Genomic DNA, 18,057 nt, shown 5'->3' with positions numbered 1-18,057 from the left:
ATTTTCTATTTTTTCTCAACATTGACATACTTTTCTTTTGTTTTTAGCGGATTAAACGCCCGGCCACCGCCTGTGTAAAATTTTCCAAAGAACTCAACATATTGCAAACGTGCGCCGTGAACATAAGCACCTAATAACGATAAGAATATGTTTAACGCATGTAAAACAATTAACAGCAAGATGCCCACGCTAAAACGGGCAACTGGCGGCATGAACTCTACGAGCATATTAAACGCTGAAGCAATACTTCCCCCAGCAATTCCTAACGCCATCAAACGTGTATAACTAACTAAATCACCGACATAACCTGTCACACCGTATAGTCCATACAGTCCTTTGGCTAAGCCTTTTAATTTGGCCTTCGATTGAATCATTGGAATCACAATAATTGCAATGGCAGAAAGGCTAGCTAAAATCGCACCTGCTGTAAATAAGCCTTCATTTTTAACCACTAATTTACCAACGACTAACAATGCTAAACCAAACAAATTCCCTAACCAAGCGTAACTTTCGTTAATACTATCTAAATAGCGCTTTTGTTTTGATAACTGAATCCCATTAATCATTAAACCGACAACCAATTGGATAAACCCAAAAATAACCGATAAAATAAGAATCGTATTTACATCTTCGGTCGTTGATAAAATCGGAAATGGTGATTTGATTCCAAACATTGTTGGCGGTAATGCTGCACCGAAAAACGAACCGTAAATGAAGCCCCAAATAATTGTTGGAAATGATAAAATCAAGAAAAAGTCGGCAAAACGTTTCATGCCTCTCGGTAAAACAAATGCTTTCAGAGCAATAATAGACAAGAGTAGCATCAGTAAGCCATAGCCAATATCCGCTACCATCATGCCAAAAAAGACTAGATAAAACGGCATCATCGCAGGTGTCGGATCAACTTCTTCATATTTTGGTAAGCTATACATCTCTGTTAACATTTCAAACGGCTGCACCAATTTATTATTCGCTAGTTTAACTGGTATATCCGTCTCAATTTCCGCCTTCGTAGGATTTTCAAAAGTAAGAGCTATTTCGTCCTTAGGAACTTTTTCTTCAATCGCTGTCAAAATCTCGGCTTTTTCTTCGACCGGAATCCACGTTTGCAAGATGAAAAATGATGAAGCATTTAACAAATGTTGACGTGCTTGTTCTCTTTGGATAACCGCCAATAAGACTTCTTCAGCCAAACAAAACGTTTCATAAAAATCATGATAAGAAGCCAGTTGTTGCTTTAAGGCTTTTTCTTCTTTTTGTAAAATTTCATATCGTTCTTTGACTTGTTGATATGCCTCTTTAGGTGGAACATCATAACGGTATTGGAGTGGTTCAAAACTATATTGGTTTAATAACTCGGTTACACTCTGCTGATGTTCCTTCAGGTAAACGAGTGTAAAGTAACTATGATGCATACTTTGATAAATTTCTTCAAAATAAACCGTTGGCCATTGAGACAAAGCGCTCAAGAAACTGGCTTTATTGGCTAGATTTATCGAACCATGAACGACATAACTACTTTTTAACTGTTGTTTATGCGGTAAAATATCCAGATATTGCCAGCGGCCTAATAATTCTTCTTCGGCTTCTAACCCTTGACGATCCGTTTGAATTTGTTTCAAAGATTCTTGAATATTCTTTAATTCCGTCAAATAGCTTTGTAATGTTTTTTCATCAAAGGTTTGTTCCAACTCTTCTAAGGTATAGACTTTTCTTTTTATCTTTAAGCCTTTTCCTGAAGAGCGTGTCAAAAATAAAAGAAGCTCTTGCAATTGTTGTAGCATCGTTTCATATTTACGTAGCTGTTCAGTTGACTGTTCTGCTTGTAAAAAAGAATATTGACTCTTTAAGGCTTGTTCTTCTTCAGGCGAATGAAAAATCCGTTTTACTTCGACAATTTGCAAGCCTTGAATGGCTTGTAGAATTGCTGCTTCTTTTTCGGCAGCGGCAATTATTGTCATTTTTTCCATTTTACTAACTGCCATAAACGTCTTTCACCCTCTCAATAATTGAATCAATGACTTGTTCTTTGTTCGCTTCGTAACGTTCGTGAAGCGCTTGTTCAGTGCGCTTTGTTTCATCTAAAAGTTGTTCTTTTTCAAGTTGTAACATCTTTTCTTGCGTTGCTAGTGAATCCGTCAGCACTTTTTCAACAGCTTCTTCACTCTCTTGACGTAGTTCAGCTAAACGTTCTTGCTTCTGTTCTTCATATAAACGACAATTCATCTTAGCTTGTTGCCGATGCTCTTCCACCGCATCTTCCGCTGCCTTGATTTGCTCTAGTACTTCTTGTACCATTGTCTCCACCTCCTTAGTTTTTACACCTTTAGCATATAAGAAAAAGGACTAGCGAAATAGAGATACGCTCAGCCCTTTTGTTTTAGGTATGCAAAAAGGCGCAAACTCAAAAATTGTTCTTCTCACCCCTTGAAGAACTGAATCCTTGAAGCTTTCGCCCAACCATTCTTTATTCAATACTCTACCATCTTAGCAAAGTTTTTCGCAAAATTCAATACTTACCCAAATGAATTAAAATAACAAATTTTCACTTTTATAATAGGTAATAAAAAGGCATTATTTTTTTCGCTTTATAATTATTGATCTTGAATTTTTTTCACATAGATGTGCTATACTTACGTAAACAATTAAATTTATTTGGAGGGATCTCTGATGAATATACGATATATTTCAATCTCTGGTAATACGCGCTCATTTGTTCAACGTTTAACAACTTATGCTGAAGAGCAACATCAGCAAAACGAAAAAAATCCTACGATTACTTTCAAAGAAATTTCGGAAAATTCTCCGTTAGAAGTAGAAACAGAACCATTTTTTACCTTTGTGCCTACCTATTTAGATGGTGGCGATGGCATCAACAACGGCAATACCGAAATTTTAACAGAAGTCATGCGAGAATATCTTGCTTTTGAAAATAATTATCGTTATTGCTCTGGCGTGGTGGGCAGCGGCAATAAAAACTTTAACCACCAATACTGCCTGACAGCTAAACAGTATGCGGAACAATTTAACTTCCCCTTCTTAGCTGACTATGAATTAAGAGGTACCCAAGCGGATATTGAACGAATTTATGCTATTTTAAAGGAAAACCAATAAGCAAGTTTCATTACTAAAAAGCTCACCTATGATAGACTACATTTTGAGGTGAAGAAAAATGAGAAATACATGGTTAGCAGAACAACTTCAGTCAATCAGCGAAGAAACAAATTCTTTTATTATCGAGGAAACCATCAAATATATTGAGCAATTAGAAGATGATAATGAAAGTCTTCAAGTTGCATTGGAAGGAACCATTTGGAGTCCTAAAAAATGGAACGAACCATTGGAAAAATAATTTAAACAGAAGAAAAGAGCCAGAAACGTAAGTGTTTCTGGCTCTTTTCTTCTGTTATTTACAAATTATAGACGTGCATTTAAATCTTTTGCTAATTCTTCAAAACCTGGTTTACCTAATAAAGCGAACATGTTGCGTTTGTAAGCTTCAACACCTGGTTGATCAAATGGATTAACCCCATTTAAGTAACCTGAGATGCCCACCGCAATTTCAAAGAAGTACATAACATAACCTAATGAATAAGCATCCATTGTTGGCACTTTAACGATCATGTTTGGCACACCACCATCTGTGTGAGCAAGCAACGTACCTTCGAACGCTTTTGTATTGACGAAGTCAATTTCTTTTCCTTGTAAATAGCCTAGGCCATCTAAGTCTTCATTTTGTTCTGGAATTGAAATGCTATGGCGTGGATTTTCAATTTTAACCACTGTTTCAAATAAGTTACGCATACCCTCTTGAACATATTGACCCATAGAATGTAAGTCAGTTGAAAAGTCTGCGGCTGCTGGGAAAATACCTTTGCCATCTTTTCCTTCTGATTCACCGTATAATTGTTTCCACCATTCAGAGAAATAGTGCATGCCAGGCTCATAGTTAATTAACATTTCAGTTGTTTTGCCTTTACGATATAAAATGTTACGTAACGCAGCATATTGATAGGCTTGGTTTTCTTTTAAGTCGCTCGTTGCGCCGTATTCTTTACGTGCATCATTTGCACCTTCCATTAAACGATCAATATCCGCACCGCTAACAGCGATTGGTAAAAGACCTACTGGCGTTAAAACAGTGAAACGGCCGCCCACATCATCAGGAATCACAAATGTTTCCCAACCTTCCGCATCAGCTTCAACTTTTACTGCTCCTTTAGCACGGTCAGTTGTCGCATAAATACGTTTATTGGCTTCTTCTTTGCCATATTTATTAATTAATAACTCTTTAAAGACGCGGAAAGCAATCGCTGGTTCTGTCGTAGTTCCAGATTTTGAAATAACGTTCACAGAAAAATCACGATCACCAATCACATTGATTAAATCAGCTAAATAAGTTGAGCTGATGCTATTTCCAGCAAAGAAGATTTGTGGCGCTTTCCGTTCTTCTTTGGATAATAGATTATTAAATGAATGTGTCAAAAATTCAATTGCTGCACGGGCACCTAAATATGAACCACCGATACCAATGACTACTAATACCTCAGAGTCAGATTGAATTTTTGCTGCTGCTTTTTTAATGCGCGCGAATTCTTCTTTGTCATAGTTTTCTGGTAAATCAATCCAGCCAGTAAAATCATTACCAGCTCCTGTACCTTCACGTAATGCTTTGTCCACTGCAGTGACTTGTGTTTGCATGTATTCCAATTCATGGTCAGCAACAAATGGTGCTAATTTGGAATAATCTAATTGAATGTGTGACATTCCTTTTCCTCCTCGAAAGTAAACTTACTACATGTATACTTTACGTGTTTTTAGACATTTTTTCAAGCAAATTCTTTTGGATAGACCAATTGTTTAATTTTAACTATTTAATTAGAGATATTTATTCTCTTAATCAAACAAACCAAGAAAAAATGCTAGGAAATCCTAGCATTTTTTGTTATTAAACGAGTCCTTGACTTAGCATCGCTGCCGCTACTTTTTCAAAGCCAGCAATATTCGCACCTAAAACAAAGTTATCTCGTGCCTGATATTCGTTAGCCGTATCACGACAAGTCTCATAAATGTTTTGCATAATTTGATCTAGCATACCGTCAACTTTTTCAAAGGACCAAGCTAAACGTTCAGCATTTTGGCTCATCTCTAATGCAGAAACCGCAACACCACCTGCATTAGCGGCTTTGCCTGGACAATAAATTACAGCTGATTTAGCAAAAACGGCGACTGCTTCTAGTGTACAAGGCATATTTGCGCCTTCTGCCACGACTTTCACTCCATTTTTCACTAAAATAGCGGCTTGCTTTTCGTTGATTTCATTTTGTGTTGCACATGGTAACGCAATGTCATACGCTGTTTCGAAATCCCAAACAGATTCTTTATCATAATAAGTTGCGCCTTTACGTGTTTCAACATATTTTGAAATGCGTTCACGATTTTTTTCTTTTAGTTCTTTTACTAACGCCACATCAATTCCTTCTGGATCATAGACAAAACCAGACGAATCGGAACATGTGATTACTGTGGCGCCTAGCTCAGTTGCTTTTTCCATGGCATAAATTGCGACATTCCCGCTACCAGAAACAGCAACTTTTTTGCCTTCAAACGTATCGTTTTTATCTGCTAATAAATGTTTAACAAAATAAACCGTTCCATAACCCGTCGCTTCTGTTCTTGCTTGGCTTCCCCAGTATCCTAAAGGTTTTCCAGTCAACACTCCTGCATCATAGTTGCGCAAGCGTTTATACATGCCAAACAAATAACCAATTTCACGAGCGCCTACGCCAATATCGCCTGCTGGAACATCTGTACTTGGACCAATATGTTTTTGAAGTTCGGTCATGAAACTTTGACAAAAGCGCATCACTTCAGCATCTGACTTACCTTTTGGATCAAAATCACTACCGCCTTTGCCGCCACCGATTGGCAAACCAGTTAAACTATTTTTAAAAATTTGTTCAAAGGCCAAAAACTTCATCACACTTAAATTCACACTTGGATGAAACCGCAAACCACCTTTGTATGGTCCAATCGCTGAATTATATTGGACACGATAGCCTCTGTTCACATGCCAATTGCCCTGGTCATCTTGCCACGGCACACGAAATTGAAAAATACGTTCAGGTTCAATCAAGACACCTAAAACATTTGCTTCAATGTATTGAGGATTTTTTTCTAAAAAACCTTCTACGGTTGGTAAAAACTCATCGACTGCTTGTAAATATTCTGTTTGACCTTGGTCTAATTGGTGAATCTTTTCTTGAATATTTTTAACATATTGTTTTGCGTCCATTTAATCATCCTCTCATTGTTATAGGTTTATTTTAACTGAAAATTCAAAAATTACCATAGTCAAACGTTTATTTTTTCCTTAAATCCAGAAAAAATCCTGTAATTATGGTACACTACCTATTGAATTGGAGGAGAACTATGAAGAAATTTGATGTAATTATTGTCGGTGCTGGGACGAGTGGTATGATGGCCACGATTGCGGCCGCAGAAGCTGGTGCTCAAGTATTATTGATTGAAAAAAATCGCCGTGTTGGGAAAAAATTATTAATGACTGGTGGCGGCCGCTGTAATGTAACCAATAATCGGCCCGCAGAAGAAATCATTTCATTTATTCCTGGGAATGGAAAATTTTTATACAGCGCATTTTCACAATTTGATAACTATGATATCATGAACTTTTTTGAATCCAATGGTATTCACTTAAAAGAAGAAGATCACGGACGCATGTTCCCTGTTACAGATAAATCGAAGTCAATTGTTGATGCGCTATTTAACCGCATTAACGAATTAGGAGTCACTGTTTTTACAAAAACACAGGTCACAAAATTACTACGAAAAGACGATCAAATAATTGGCGTTGAAACCGAACTGGAAAAAATTTATGCACCGTGTGTTGTATTAACAACTGGCGGCCGCACTTATCCTTCCACAGGAGCAACTGGTGATGGCTATAAACTAGCCAAAAAAATGGGGCATACCATCAGCCCGCTCTACCCTACCGAATCGCCTATTATTTCTGAAGAACCTTTTATCCTTGATAAAACGTTGCAAGGTCTCTCTTTACAAGATATTAATTTAACTGTTTTGAACCAAAAAGGAAAACCTTTAGTTAATCATCAAATGGATATGCTGTTTACACATTTTGGCATTTCAGGACCTGCCGCGCTCCGCTGTTCTAGTTTTATTAACCAAGAGTTAACTCGCAACGGCAATCAACCTGTCACGGTAGCCTTGGATGTGTTTCCGACAAAATCTTTTGAAGAAGTGCTGAAAAATGTTGATTACATGATTGAGGAACAGCCAAATAAAGTGGCAAAAAATGCCTTTCATTCTTTAATACCAGAACGTCTGCTTACTTTTTATCTAGAGAAACTAGCAATTGAAGAAGTGCCTGCCAAACAACTAACAGAAAAGCAACGTCTTTCCTTTGTGGAACTACTGAAAGACTTTCAGTTCACTGTTACGAAAACATTGCCTTTGGAAAAATCTTTTGTCACAGGCGGTGGGATTTCCCTCAAAGAAGTGACCCCTAAAACAATGGAGAGCAAATTAGTCAATGGTTTATTTTTTGCTGGTGAACTTTTAGATATTAATGGCTATACTGGAGGCTACAATGTTACAGCTGCATTTGTCACTGGACATGTTGCTGGCTCCCATGCCGCAGAAATTGCAGAATACACCTATTTACCAATTGAAGAAGTCTAAACAAAAAGTCGCTAAAATAGCGACTTTTTGTTTACTTTTTTTATTTATCAATAATTTTCCCGTTTTCTAAATAAATAGTGCGGGTGGCTACTTTTTCCACAAACGTTTCATCATGCGAGGTGAAAATTACTGTTCCTTGATAGGCACTTATACATTCTTCAAGTGCTTGGATTGTCTCTAAATCAAGAAAATTGGTGGGTTCATCCAATAAGATAATATTATTTGGTTCTATAAACAGTTGCGCCAAAGTAATTTTTATGGCTTCGCCACCACTTAGAGAAGATATCTTTGTCTGTAAATTTTCTTGTTGAAAACCTAGCCGATATAAAAGTGAACGCACAACCTTTTCAGAATAATTTGTCCGCTTCAATAAATAAGTCAACAGTGGCTCATCATTTTTTAATCGATAATCTAATTGATGATACGTTCCTAACCGGACTTTGGGAGAAAAGTAAATGGCCGGGTGACGAGCTTCAATTTGTTGAAGGAAGGTACTCTTCCCAGCACCATTTTTTCCACAAAGTGCTATTTTTTCGTTTAAAGGAATTTGAACGTTCACTTGGTTAAGAATTGTTCGATTCTCATAAGCGAAAGTTAAATTTTCAATTCTAATTGGATATGGATTGTATAAAGAGAACTGATTATTAGTAGGAAAAATAATTTTTCGCTCTTGTTTTGCTTGCGCAACATCGGGTAATCTGTCAATTCTGGCATTAATCGCTTTCGCTTGTTTTTGGAGTGCTTTTTGTACGGTATCTTTTTGTTTAGAACCAGCTAAACGACTAGGTTTAATTTGCTTTTGTTTTTGTTTTTTTGAAACATGACTAGATTTTTGCGCTTGTGCTTGTTTCTTTGTGTAAGATTCCTGTAATTTTTTCTTTTCCTTTTGATACTGATGATAGACATTATATCGTGTTTGCTGTTCCAATTCTTTTTGACGACAATAGGCATCGTAGTTTCCTAAATATTCTTTGACATGTCCATCCGAAACTTCCCAAATTTTCTCTGCTAATTGATTCAAGAAAAAGCGATCATGACTAACAAACAAAACGGTCCCATAATAATACGTTAAATCTGCCACTAACAACTGACGATGTTCTTTATCTAAATGTGTAGTTGGTTCATCTAAAATAACCCCGGTTGGATACTCTGAAAATAATGTTGCTAAGCGTTTTTGGACTTTTTCGCCACCACTTAGTTTTTGATTTTTCTGATTTAGCAAACAGTTTTTGTCAGTTTTCTCTGGTTCATTCGTTATTTCTTCAGCTACTTGTGCCAAGTAATGAAAGTCGTTCAATCTTTGAACTTTTCCTTTGTCTGATTGAATCTTACCCATAATTAAATTGAGCAGTGTTGATTTTCCTGCGCCGTTTTTACCAATAATCCCAATTTTTTCATTTTCATATACAAATAATTCATCAATTTCTAGAATTGGTTTTCCCGAAAAGTGAATACTTACTTCTTTCAGATGAATACTTAATTTTTTCATTTTGCCTTCTTCTTTCATTTCTGAAACGAAAGAATCTTGGGTACGCAAAAAAGGACAGCCTAATCGCTATCCTTGTAGTTTCGTATAAAAGTACACACGCCACCCATGAATTTTAATTTCAGACTTTTTGATAAGATTTATTCAATTTATTTTGTCAAAAAGTCAATCCAAATTCTGATAGATGCCAACATACAATTATACCTCCTCGTTTAATTACTCCCACATTAACACCTCTGCTTTCTTTTGTCAATTCTGACCCTAAAATGAGAGAATCGGACTTTAGTAGGATACAATTTTACCGAAACTATGGCAAAATAAAGACGGAGGTGAAAACCATGAAGATTACATTGACACGAAAAACATCAGCTTGGGGCGCGTTACGCTATTTTACATTTTATAAAAATGGCGTGCATCAAGGGAAACTTTTTACTAATGTACCTATTGAAATTGAGGCTGATCCTGGGGATGTTTTAACGTTCTATGAAGGCTGGTTCCAATTTTATCGGCGCATTGAAGTTACTGAAGATACCAAAGAAATCACGATTATCAATTCTAAAAAATTGCAACATGTTTTTTATACCTGTGTCGTCTTATTTTTAATTTTAACGCTATTATTCCTTTCCGCACAGAAACTTTCGACGTTTATTATTGCTGAAATTTTAATTTACTCTGGTATTCAGTGGCTGTTCCGGCAACAAACCTATCATTTTACTGTCAAGAAAAAAACGGAATCCTTTGCTTCCTATTCTAAAAAAAGTATCGCACACTAAACGAATCTTTAGCGTGCGATATTTTTTAATTACTTTTCATTAATTCGGCCACATATGTGACTGTTTCTGGTTGTGTTTCTTCAATTTTATTAATCGCATCTGCAAAATTCGGTAAATGCGCTTTGTGGGCAATTAATAATTCGTCCAACAAGGTCTTCGCCATGACGCCGCCAGGAACTAATGGATTAATAGTGAAAGCATGCAATGCTGCGCCGTAATCACCATTGATGGCTGCTCGAATAACCGTTTCTTCCATAGCTTTCATATTTTGAATAATTCCTCGTGCTGCTGGCGGAAAGGCCCCCCAGTTGTAAGGTTCATGGCCATGAGCTGTCACAGGTCCAGATACTTCTACAACACAATCATACGGTAAATCAGTAATTGTCCCATTATTTTCAGTAGAAACAACCATATCCGTTCGTTTATCATTATAAATTGATGCAATCATTTCACAAGCTGCATCGCTATAGTGTGTGCCGCCCCGTTCTTCTAATTCTTTTGGTTTGTAATCTAGTTTGGGATCTTTATACAATTCAAACAGACGACCTTCCGTTTCTTTAACCACTTGTGCTCTTGTTTCGCCCCGTTCATACTCTTCGATGGAATGCTTCAACATCTCATCTTCAATATAATAATAGCGATGATAACCACATGGTAACATTCCTAAATCTTTTAACTGTTCATAATGGAACGGCGCATCAAAAATATTTTTCAAATGACTTTCTTGCTCTTGCTTAGGTCCGTAAATTAAATCAATGAGTTCTTGTGTTCGCTCTTGTCCTTCTTTGTCCCAAACACGGTGCCAATGGAAATGATTAATTCCAGCAAATTTAAAGAATAAGTCTTCTTCTGGAATTCCCAGCATTTCGGCCGCTTGTTTTCTATGACCAATCGGCACATTACATAAGCCAACTGTTTTTTTCCAACCGCCATGTTTAATTGCAGCTTCCGTAACCATTCCAGCTGGATTAGTAAAATTCACTAACCAAGCATCTGGGCAAAGGCGTTTCATATCGTCAATAATAGCTAAAATGACAGGAATTGTTCGAAATGCTTTAAACATTCCTCCCGCGCCATTTGTTTCTTGGCCTAATACTCCATGGGACAAAGGAATCCGTTCATCTTTAATGCGAGCATCTAATAATCCTACACGAAACTGTGTTGAAACAAAATCCGCCCCTTTTAAGGCTGCTTCACGGTCCAATGTTAAATGAACTTCCCAATCTAAACCAGCAGCTTTAATCATGCGCTTCGCCATTGCACCTACGATTTCCAATTTTTCTTTACCAGCTTCAATATCGACTAACCAAATTTCCTTAATTGGCAGTTCATCTTTTCTTTTAATGTATCCTTCAATTAATTCAGGTGTATAACTAGAACCGCCACCAATTGTTGCAATTTTTAATGCTCCTCTTGTCATCCGTCTTCTTCCTCCTTGATTAAATTGTTATCGTTTACATCTTTAGGATAAATTATGGGAATGTTCCCATGTCAAGCACTATTTTCAAAAAAATGTATGCTATACTTCTTATAAGAATACATTCCACTTTGGAGGTAAAAAATGACGTCTATCATTGATGTAGCAAAAGTTGCCGGTGTCTCGAAATCGACTGTTTCTCGCTTAATTTCTGGAAAAGGATATGTGAGTGCCGATAGTCAAGAAAAAATTCTCAAAGCAATGAAAGAATTAAATTATACCCCGAATTATGTGGCGCGGAATTTACGAGCAGGTGCCACAAAAACCATTGGCTTTTTAGCCCCTAGCTATTTAGGTTCCTTAGGTATTTTCTTGAATCGCTTTATTTCAATTGCCAAAAAATACAATTATTCCGTAACCTTATTTTTTACAGATGGCGATCAGCAGAAAGAAATTGATGCCTTGAACCAATTAAAATATAAACAATTAGATGGCTTGTTTTTATTGACACGAACAAATGAATGGTCGGTGATTGAGCCTTACAGCGCGTATGGCCCTTTAGCAACCTGGCATCGTATCGATTCACCTAATATATACTCTTCCTACATTGATCATTACTCTGGTTACTATCGTTCCTTAGAATATTTACAACAACAAGGATACCAAAAAATCGGTCATGTCCTCGGTAATCCCGAAAATTTAAACACGCACGCACGAAAACGTGCAATGAAAGATTTTTATGAAAACACTCAGGCACCTTGGCAAGCTGAGTGGCTGATTAATGATCAGTATACTAACCATTCTGGTCGCAAAATTGCCCATTACTGGCAACAATTAACCGAAAAGCCAGAAGCTTTGGCCTTTTATAATGATCACGTAGCAGCTGAGTTTATTTCAGAACTTGAAAATCTAAATTATGCCGTTCCTCGCGATGTCGCTGTCATTGGCTTTGATAATAGTTATGTCAGTGAATTGATGCATATTACGACTGTTGATTATGCCATTCAGTATCAAGCCGAAAACTCATTTATTTACCTATACAACCAATTAAATCAGACGAACATTCCTGAAAAAAAATTAACCGTTCGTCTAGTTGAACGACGAACGGTGCCTAAAAAAGACCCGGCAGATCAGTCACTTTGACTGATTTACCGGGTCCTTTTAGAGTTAAACAAAAATTATTTATGCTTTTGTTCATTTTTTAAAATAGAAATTGACTGTTTTAAGGATTGAATCATGCCGCCTTCGCTGTATACAAGAACGTTTGATTTGTATAAACGAGCAGAGAAGATTGTTAAAATAATTCCAAAAACTGCCAAAATCACTAATGAGACAATTGCTTCCATTGTTGATGCCGTTTCGGTCGCCAAGCGTACTGGCATAATGTATGACGAAATCAGCGGAATAAAGGAAGTCACTTTCACCACGATATTTTGCGGATCATTCGTCCCAAACGTAATGCCAATCATATAACCGATTAAACCAATATACATGATGGGCTGAACTGCTTTTGCTGTATCCTCTGGTTTGGAAACAAGAGAACCACAAAGTGCTGCCAAAACAGCAAAAACGAGAATACCAATAATGAAAAAGCCTAATGTAAAAATAAAGGTTGATGAAAAAATACTTTGTGGTGAAATACCACTTAATAGACTTTTCATAAAATCAAGATTTTTCAATTGAGAATAGCCGAGAACAAACGCCACTCCGTAAATGAAAATTTGTGTTAAAGCTACTAGAATAACCCCAGTTAATTTGCCATAAAAATGGGTTTGCGCTTTTGTACTAGAGAGAATAACTTCCATGATTCTAGTGCCTTTTTCAGAAGCAATCTCTTGGGCAATAATTGAAGAATAACTGCTGATGAAGACAAATAACAAAATTGTTATCCCCATTGCTAACGCCATTTGAATCCCTGTGTTATCTTCTCCTGTTTTTATTTTGCCATTTTCATCAAAACTAATTTTGGCTTTTTTAAATGTTGCTTGTTGATTCAACATGGCAACTTGCTCAGCTGTTAGGTTTAAACGATTGGCATTCGCCATTGTTTGTAATTGGTTTAACATTTGAGGAATTAGCATCTCGGTTGCATTTCCTAAAGAGCGTTCAGAGTAAAGCTGACCAGAAATCTGATTATCTGTAGTGTCCAAAAGTAAATAGGCATCAATTTTCTCGTCTTTTAATTGTTCTTGGGCCTTTTTCTCAGAAGAAACAGCTTTGAAAGAAAAGTCCTCTGTTTTATTCTTTGTCAACTCTTTAACCAGCGTTTGGTTTTCCGAAACCAGACCAATGGTAGTATCTCCTGAAAAACCGCTAGCTAGAGAGCCCGCTAAGTAAACAATTCCTACAAGAAGAAATGGCGCTAAAATCATGATTAAGAAAGACAGCGACTTCACATTTTTCTTATAGACATCAGTCGCAATAATCCAAAATTTACTCATCTTGCCCACCTACTTTCATTTTGAAAATTTCTTCCAATGTTGGTGGTTGTTGATTAAACATTGGAATGTAGCCGTTGGCTGTTGCTTTATCAAACAACACTTTGCCCACTTCAGCGTTTTCTAATGTCGCTTCTAAGACGCCATCTTGTCGCAAGTGTGCTTCTTTCACACCTGCTGTAGCAGCAACTTCCTCAACAGATAACGGTGATTCTAAGAATAATTTTGTTCGACCAAATTGTTGTCGAATTTCATGAACCTGACCATCTAAAACCATGCGTCCATTTTTTAACATGACTAAATGGTCACAGATTTTCTCCACATTGTCCATATTATGACTGGAAAAAATGACACAAGAACCTTGATTTTTCAATTCAATAATGCCGTCTTTTAATAATTCTGCATTAACTGGATCCAAGCCACTGAATGGTTCGTCTAAAATAATTAACTTCGGTTCATGAATAAGTGTCGCAATCAATTGAACTTTTTGTTGATTTCCTTTTGATAAAGATTTAACTTTATCTGTTTTTTTGCCTTTAACTTGAAATTTTTCCATCCAAAAGTCAATTTTAGGTTCAATTTCTTTTTTAGTTTTTCCCCGCAACGAAGCGAAATAAATTAGTTGGTCTTCAATCGTAATTTTAGGATATAAACCCCGTTCTTCTGGTAAATAACCAATAATATTGTACTCTTTTTCATTTAATGGTTGACCATTCCATAAAACCGACCCGCTATCTTGTGTTAAAAAATTTAAAATCAAGCGAAATGTAGTTGTTTTCCCGGCACCATTTTGGCCAATTAATCCTAAAATTTTCCCGTCCGGTATCGTAAAGGATACATGATCAACTGCTTTAAAATCCCCAAAGGTTTTGACTAACTCTTTTACCTCTAACACATAAACGCCCCCTTCACTTTTTCTAAACCGCTGTTTAGTTACTCATATCGTATCTTTCCTGTGTTGGCTTGTCAATGACAATTGTTATGGAAAGATGCCTCACTTTAATCAGACGCTTTATTTTCTGCTAAGCGAAAAAGGCCATCCGTCTCGGCAGAAATATGCACTTCATTTGCGGTCAAGCCTGTGCTTTCATAAAATGTATTTTTAAATTCCTTTGCCGATTTTGATGATTGACAGGCCCAAATTCGACCTGTACGATTCAACCACGTACCCAATTCATTCATTAAACGCTCATCAATCAGTAATTGATTTGATACTTTTTTAAATTTTATTTGATAAACGGGCGTTAGTATTTTCATGATCAGACGTCCTCTCTTTTAAGTTAGTATTAGTATATCACGAAAGAAATCGTTATCATATTTTCTTGAGAGTTCAACTTTTCATGAAAAAATTGAATAAAAAAACAGAGCCTGGGACAAAAATCACTTTGGATTTTTGTCCCAGGCTTAAAACCTTATAAACGGCGGGAACAGAACCAACACTACGCGTTGCTCCGATCTCAACAACTTCTAAGGTGTTTTCTCGACATGCGTCTCGTCACAGTACAGCCTTCAAAAGAGCTCCAGCTCTAAGAGTTGCGATGTTTCACTGTGAAGCATGAACAGATGAAATCATCGTACCTACTTGGTGAAGGTCCTTCGGAAATAAGCCGAAATTGTTGAGAATCACGAAGAACGTAGTGATTCGATGATGAACAATACCTACTTAGTCTCCAAAAATTAAAGAGCACCGGGTCCTTCAATTCTAGCATGTTCCATGCTTAGAAATTGATGCGAACGAAACGGAGTGTAGTGTATCATGCAACATCAACTCGTTCCTCGTTGTGTTTTATGACAATTTTCGGAAATTCCTTCTTATTGCTGAGAAACACTATTTGCAAAGCAAATAGATGTTGAACAGTACCTACTTGGTTCTCGGAGCTAAACGTTTCTGTCCCGACCTCTGGCTTGTTTTCATTTATTTTTCTATCTCAGAGGTTGTTTCTTGGTGCAAATGACGATACACATTCTTCGCGACAGTTTCAGGTAACCCAGCTTTTCTTAATTCTTCAACACTGGCTGCCGTAATATTTTTAAGCGATTTAAATTCTTTTAAAAGATTTTTTTTGCGTTTCGGTCCCAAGCCTTCAATGTTATCTAATTTGGAAGCAAAACTATTTTTACTACGTAATTGACGATGGAATGTGATGGCGAAACGATGGACTTCATCTTGGATTCGTTGCAACAAGAAAAATTCTTGTGAGTTTCTTTCCAATGGTACAACTTCTAAGTCTGGACCAAATAAAAGTTCACTCGTTTTGTGCTTGTCGTTCTTGGCTAATCCAGCTACAGGAATATCGACTCCTAGTTGATTGGCTAACACATCTTTGGCAACATCGACTTGACCTTTACCACCATCGATTAAAATTAAATCAGGAAAAGGCAAGCCTTCTTTTAAAACTCGTGAATATCTGCGATAAATGACTTCTCTCATAGAAGCGTAATCATCAGGACCTTGCACAGTTTTTATTTTATATTTTCGATACTCATTTTTAGCTGGCCGTCCGTCAATAAACACAACCATCGCAGAAACAGGGTTTGTTCCCATAATATTTGAATTATCAAATGCTTCAATTCGAATGGGCGCAGGTATGTTCATCGCATTGCCTAATTTTTCAACTGCGCCAATTGTTCGTTCTTGTTTCCGTACAATCAAATCGAATTTTTCATTTAGAGCAACTGCAGCATTTTTACTGGCTAATTTAACCAGTTTTTTCTTTTCTCCCCGTTGCGGCTGCAAGATTTTCGTAGCTAATAAAGCTTCAACGCTTTCTTTATCAATGTCATCAGGAATCAAGACTTCTTTTGGCACAAAATGCTCATTCTCTTGATAAAATTGTCCAATAAAAGTTAAAAATGCTTCACTGGCATCATCATAAAATGGAAAAATCGATACATCACGTTCGATTAATTTTCCTTGTCTGACAAAGAATACTTGGACACACATCCAGCCTTTATCAACAGCATAACCAAACACATCACGATCAATTAAATCCACATTCGTCATTTTTTGGCGGGTCATAACTGTTTCAATCGCTTTAATTTGATCGCGAAATTCTGCAGCTTTTTCAAATTCCATATGTGCAGCTGCATAAGCCATTTTTTCTTGTAAGCGGTCCTGAATTTCTGTATGTCCACCAGAGAGAAACCCTTTAATCTCTTCCACCATATCTTTGTAGACTTGCGGATCCACATCAAAAGCATAGGGACACAGACATTGTCCTAAATGATAATACAAACAAGGTGTTTTTTGCGACGGATTACATTTTCGCAAAGGAAAAAGCCGATCTAACAGTTTCTTTGTTTCATTCGCTGCATTTACATCTGGATATGGGCCAAAATATAACGCTTTGTCTTTTAAAACCTTTCGAGTAATCATTAAACGAGGATATTTTTCGTTTGTGATTTTGATAAAAGGATAGGTTTTATCGTCTTTTAACATGATGTTATATTTGGGATTATTTTTATGGATTAAATTAATTTCTAATAAAAGTGCTTCAATATTCGATTCTGTCACAATATATTCAAAATCATCGATTTCACTGACTAATCGTTCTGTCTTAGTATCATGGCTACCACGAAAATAAGATCGGACACGGTTTTTCAAAATTTTGGCTTTCCCAACATAGATAATCGTGCCGTTTTTATCTTTCATTAAATAACAACCAGGTTGATCAGGAAGCAGTGCTAATTTATTTTTTATTCGTTCGTTCATACGATACTTCCTTTCTAACAAAATGCTTCGTCTATTATACACCTCTTTTTGTAATTAAACAAAAAAAGCCGCTACTTTATGTACGAAAGAAACAGCCTGAAAAGACAATCGCTAATGATTTCTCTTCAGACTGAATCAGACTATTCGTAATGACTAATCAACGTTTATAAGTGTTTGGCAATCATTGCTTGCAATTGGTCTTTTGTATGAACACCGACTGCTTTTTCAACAACTTCGCCATCTTTTTTCAATAGCAATGTTGGGATGCTCATGATTCCAAAACTTGCTGGTGTTGCAGGATTTTCATCCACATCCATTTTGACGATTTTCACTTCGTCTTCATCATATTCTTCAGATAATTGTTCTAAGATGGGTGCTTGCATACGACAAGGGCCACACCAAGTTGCCCAAAAGTCGATTAAGACTAATCCTTCATCTGTTTCTGTTGCAAAATCTTTATCGGTAATTGCTTGTGTCATTTCACAAACCTCCTACTCTTTACTCTTATTACA

The 18,057-nt window shown here is 36.6% G+C and carries 16 protein-coding genes and 1 other annotated feature; of the genes, 5 read left to right on the top strand and 11 right to left on the bottom strand.

The genetic code is table 11. The features are described from left to right. Positions 1-5 precede the first annotated feature (5 nt). Positions 6-1,985, bottom strand: coding sequence for a V-type ATP synthase subunit I (locus IGJ63_RS05855; protein ID WP_438746081.1), 1,980 nt, complete (start codon positions 1,983-1,985; stop codon positions 6-8). Further along, positions 1,975-2,298: a V-type ATPase subunit F gene (locus IGJ63_RS05850; protein ID WP_002381927.1), complete on the bottom strand. Its 324-nt coding sequence runs from the start codon at positions 2,296-2,298 to the stop codon at positions 1,975-1,977. The genes IGJ63_RS05855 and IGJ63_RS05850 overlap by 11 nt, the downstream gene beginning before the upstream one ends. Positions 2,299-2,414: 116 nt before the next feature. After that, positions 2,415-2,462 (bottom strand) — a sequence feature (sodium ion sensor (DUF1646 type); this cis-regulatory element may regulate processes involved in with the transportation of sodium ions). 208 nt (positions 2,463-2,670) lie between these two features. Between IGJ63_RS05850 and nrdI the strand changes: the two genes are divergently transcribed. After that, positions 2,671-3,114, top strand: a complete 444-nt coding sequence (gene nrdI, locus IGJ63_RS05845) for a class Ib ribonucleoside-diphosphate reductase assembly flavoprotein NrdI (protein WP_002389303.1) — start codon at positions 2,671-2,673, stop codon at positions 3,112-3,114. Between the two features lie 58 nt (positions 3,115-3,172). Beyond that, positions 3,173-3,352: a hypothetical protein gene (locus IGJ63_RS05840; protein ID WP_002410696.1), complete on the top strand. Its 180-nt coding sequence runs from the start codon at positions 3,173-3,175 to the stop codon at positions 3,350-3,352. Between the two features lie 65 nt (positions 3,353-3,417). Here the strand turns inward: IGJ63_RS05840 and IGJ63_RS05835 are convergent, their stop codons facing one another. Together IGJ63_RS05835 and gdhA are read right to left on the bottom strand one after the other, a co-directional pair. Beyond that, on the bottom strand, positions 3,418-4,767 hold the full coding sequence (locus tag IGJ63_RS05835; RefSeq protein WP_002357685.1) for a glucose-6-phosphate isomerase: 1,350 nt from the start codon (positions 4,765-4,767) through the stop codon (positions 3,418-3,420). A 181-nt stretch (positions 4,768-4,948) separates the two neighbouring features. Continuing rightward, positions 4,949-6,295, bottom strand: coding sequence for an NADP-specific glutamate dehydrogenase (gene gdhA / locus IGJ63_RS05830; protein ID WP_002360402.1), 1,347 nt, complete (start codon positions 6,293-6,295; stop codon positions 4,949-4,951). A gap of 137 nt (positions 6,296-6,432) precedes the next feature. On the opposite strand from gdhA, the gene IGJ63_RS05825 reads away from it, so the two are divergent. Then, positions 6,433-7,719: an NAD(P)/FAD-dependent oxidoreductase gene (locus IGJ63_RS05825; RefSeq protein WP_002361770.1), complete on the top strand. Its 1,287-nt coding sequence runs from the start codon at positions 6,433-6,435 to the stop codon at positions 7,717-7,719. A 40-nt stretch (positions 7,720-7,759) separates the two neighbouring features. Here IGJ63_RS05825 and abc-f read toward each other — a convergent pair whose 3' ends face one another. Continuing rightward, on the bottom strand, positions 7,760-9,226 hold the full coding sequence (gene abc-f / locus IGJ63_RS05820) for a ribosomal protection-like ABC-F family protein (protein ID WP_173950943.1): 1,467 nt from the start codon (positions 9,224-9,226) through the stop codon (positions 7,760-7,762). Between the two features lie 245 nt (positions 9,227-9,471). Here abc-f and IGJ63_RS05815 point away from each other — a divergent pair, with 245 nt between their 5' ends. After that, entirely contained in the window at positions 9,472-9,978 is a 507-nt protein-coding gene (locus IGJ63_RS05815; RefSeq protein ID WP_002357693.1) for a hypothetical protein, read from the top strand. A gap of 25 nt (positions 9,979-10,003) precedes the next feature. Here IGJ63_RS05815 and IGJ63_RS05810 read toward each other — a convergent pair whose 3' ends face one another. Next, positions 10,004-11,398 carry a 6-phospho-beta-glucosidase gene (locus IGJ63_RS05810; protein WP_002357694.1) on the bottom strand — a complete coding sequence of 465 codons (1,395 nt, stop codon included), beginning with the start codon at positions 11,396-11,398 and terminating at the stop codon, positions 10,004-10,006. A gap of 141 nt (positions 11,399-11,539) precedes the next feature. Between IGJ63_RS05810 and IGJ63_RS05805 the strand changes: the two genes are divergently transcribed. Continuing rightward, the gene (locus IGJ63_RS05805) at positions 11,540-12,538 is read left to right on the top strand and encodes a LacI family DNA-binding transcriptional regulator (RefSeq protein ID WP_002360405.1); all 999 of its coding nucleotides are present in this window, start codon (positions 11,540-11,542) and stop codon (positions 12,536-12,538) included. Positions 12,539-12,573: 35 nt separating this feature from the next. On the opposite strand, the gene IGJ63_RS05800 is transcribed toward IGJ63_RS05805, so the two are convergent. The 5 genes from IGJ63_RS05800 to trxA all read right to left on the bottom strand — a co-directional run bounded on the left by IGJ63_RS05800 (position 12,574) and on the right by trxA (position 18,024). Beyond that, a complete protein-coding gene (locus tag IGJ63_RS05800) occupies positions 12,574-13,836 on the bottom strand; it encodes an ABC transporter permease (protein WP_002404204.1) in 1,263 nt (420 codons plus the stop codon). Continuing rightward, positions 13,829-14,728, bottom strand: a complete 900-nt coding sequence (locus IGJ63_RS05795) for an ABC transporter ATP-binding protein (RefSeq protein ID WP_002357699.1) — start codon at positions 14,726-14,728, stop codon at positions 13,829-13,831. Before IGJ63_RS05795 ends, IGJ63_RS05800 begins: the two co-directional genes overlap by 8 nt. A 104-nt stretch (positions 14,729-14,832) precedes the next feature. Beyond that, positions 14,833-15,090, bottom strand: coding sequence for a DUF3884 family protein (locus IGJ63_RS05790; protein WP_002384565.1), 258 nt, complete (start codon positions 15,088-15,090; stop codon positions 14,833-14,835). Between the two features lie 658 nt (positions 15,091-15,748). Next, positions 15,749-17,545, bottom strand: coding sequence for an excinuclease ABC subunit UvrC (uvrC, locus tag IGJ63_RS05785; RefSeq protein WP_002398263.1), 1,797 nt, complete (start codon positions 17,543-17,545; stop codon positions 15,749-15,751). Between the two features lie 164 nt (positions 17,546-17,709). Then, positions 17,710-18,024: a thioredoxin gene (trxA, locus tag IGJ63_RS05780; protein WP_002357703.1), complete on the bottom strand. Its 315-nt coding sequence runs from the start codon at positions 18,022-18,024 to the stop codon at positions 17,710-17,712. Positions 18,025-18,057: the final 33 nt, after the last annotated feature.

The sequence above is a fragment of the Enterococcus sp. DIV1375a genome (assembly GCF_051712205.1).
GTDB lineage: Bacteria > Bacillota > Bacilli > Lactobacillales > Enterococcaceae > Enterococcus > Enterococcus faecalis.
This window is presented reverse-complemented; position numbering and strand designations above follow the sequence as displayed.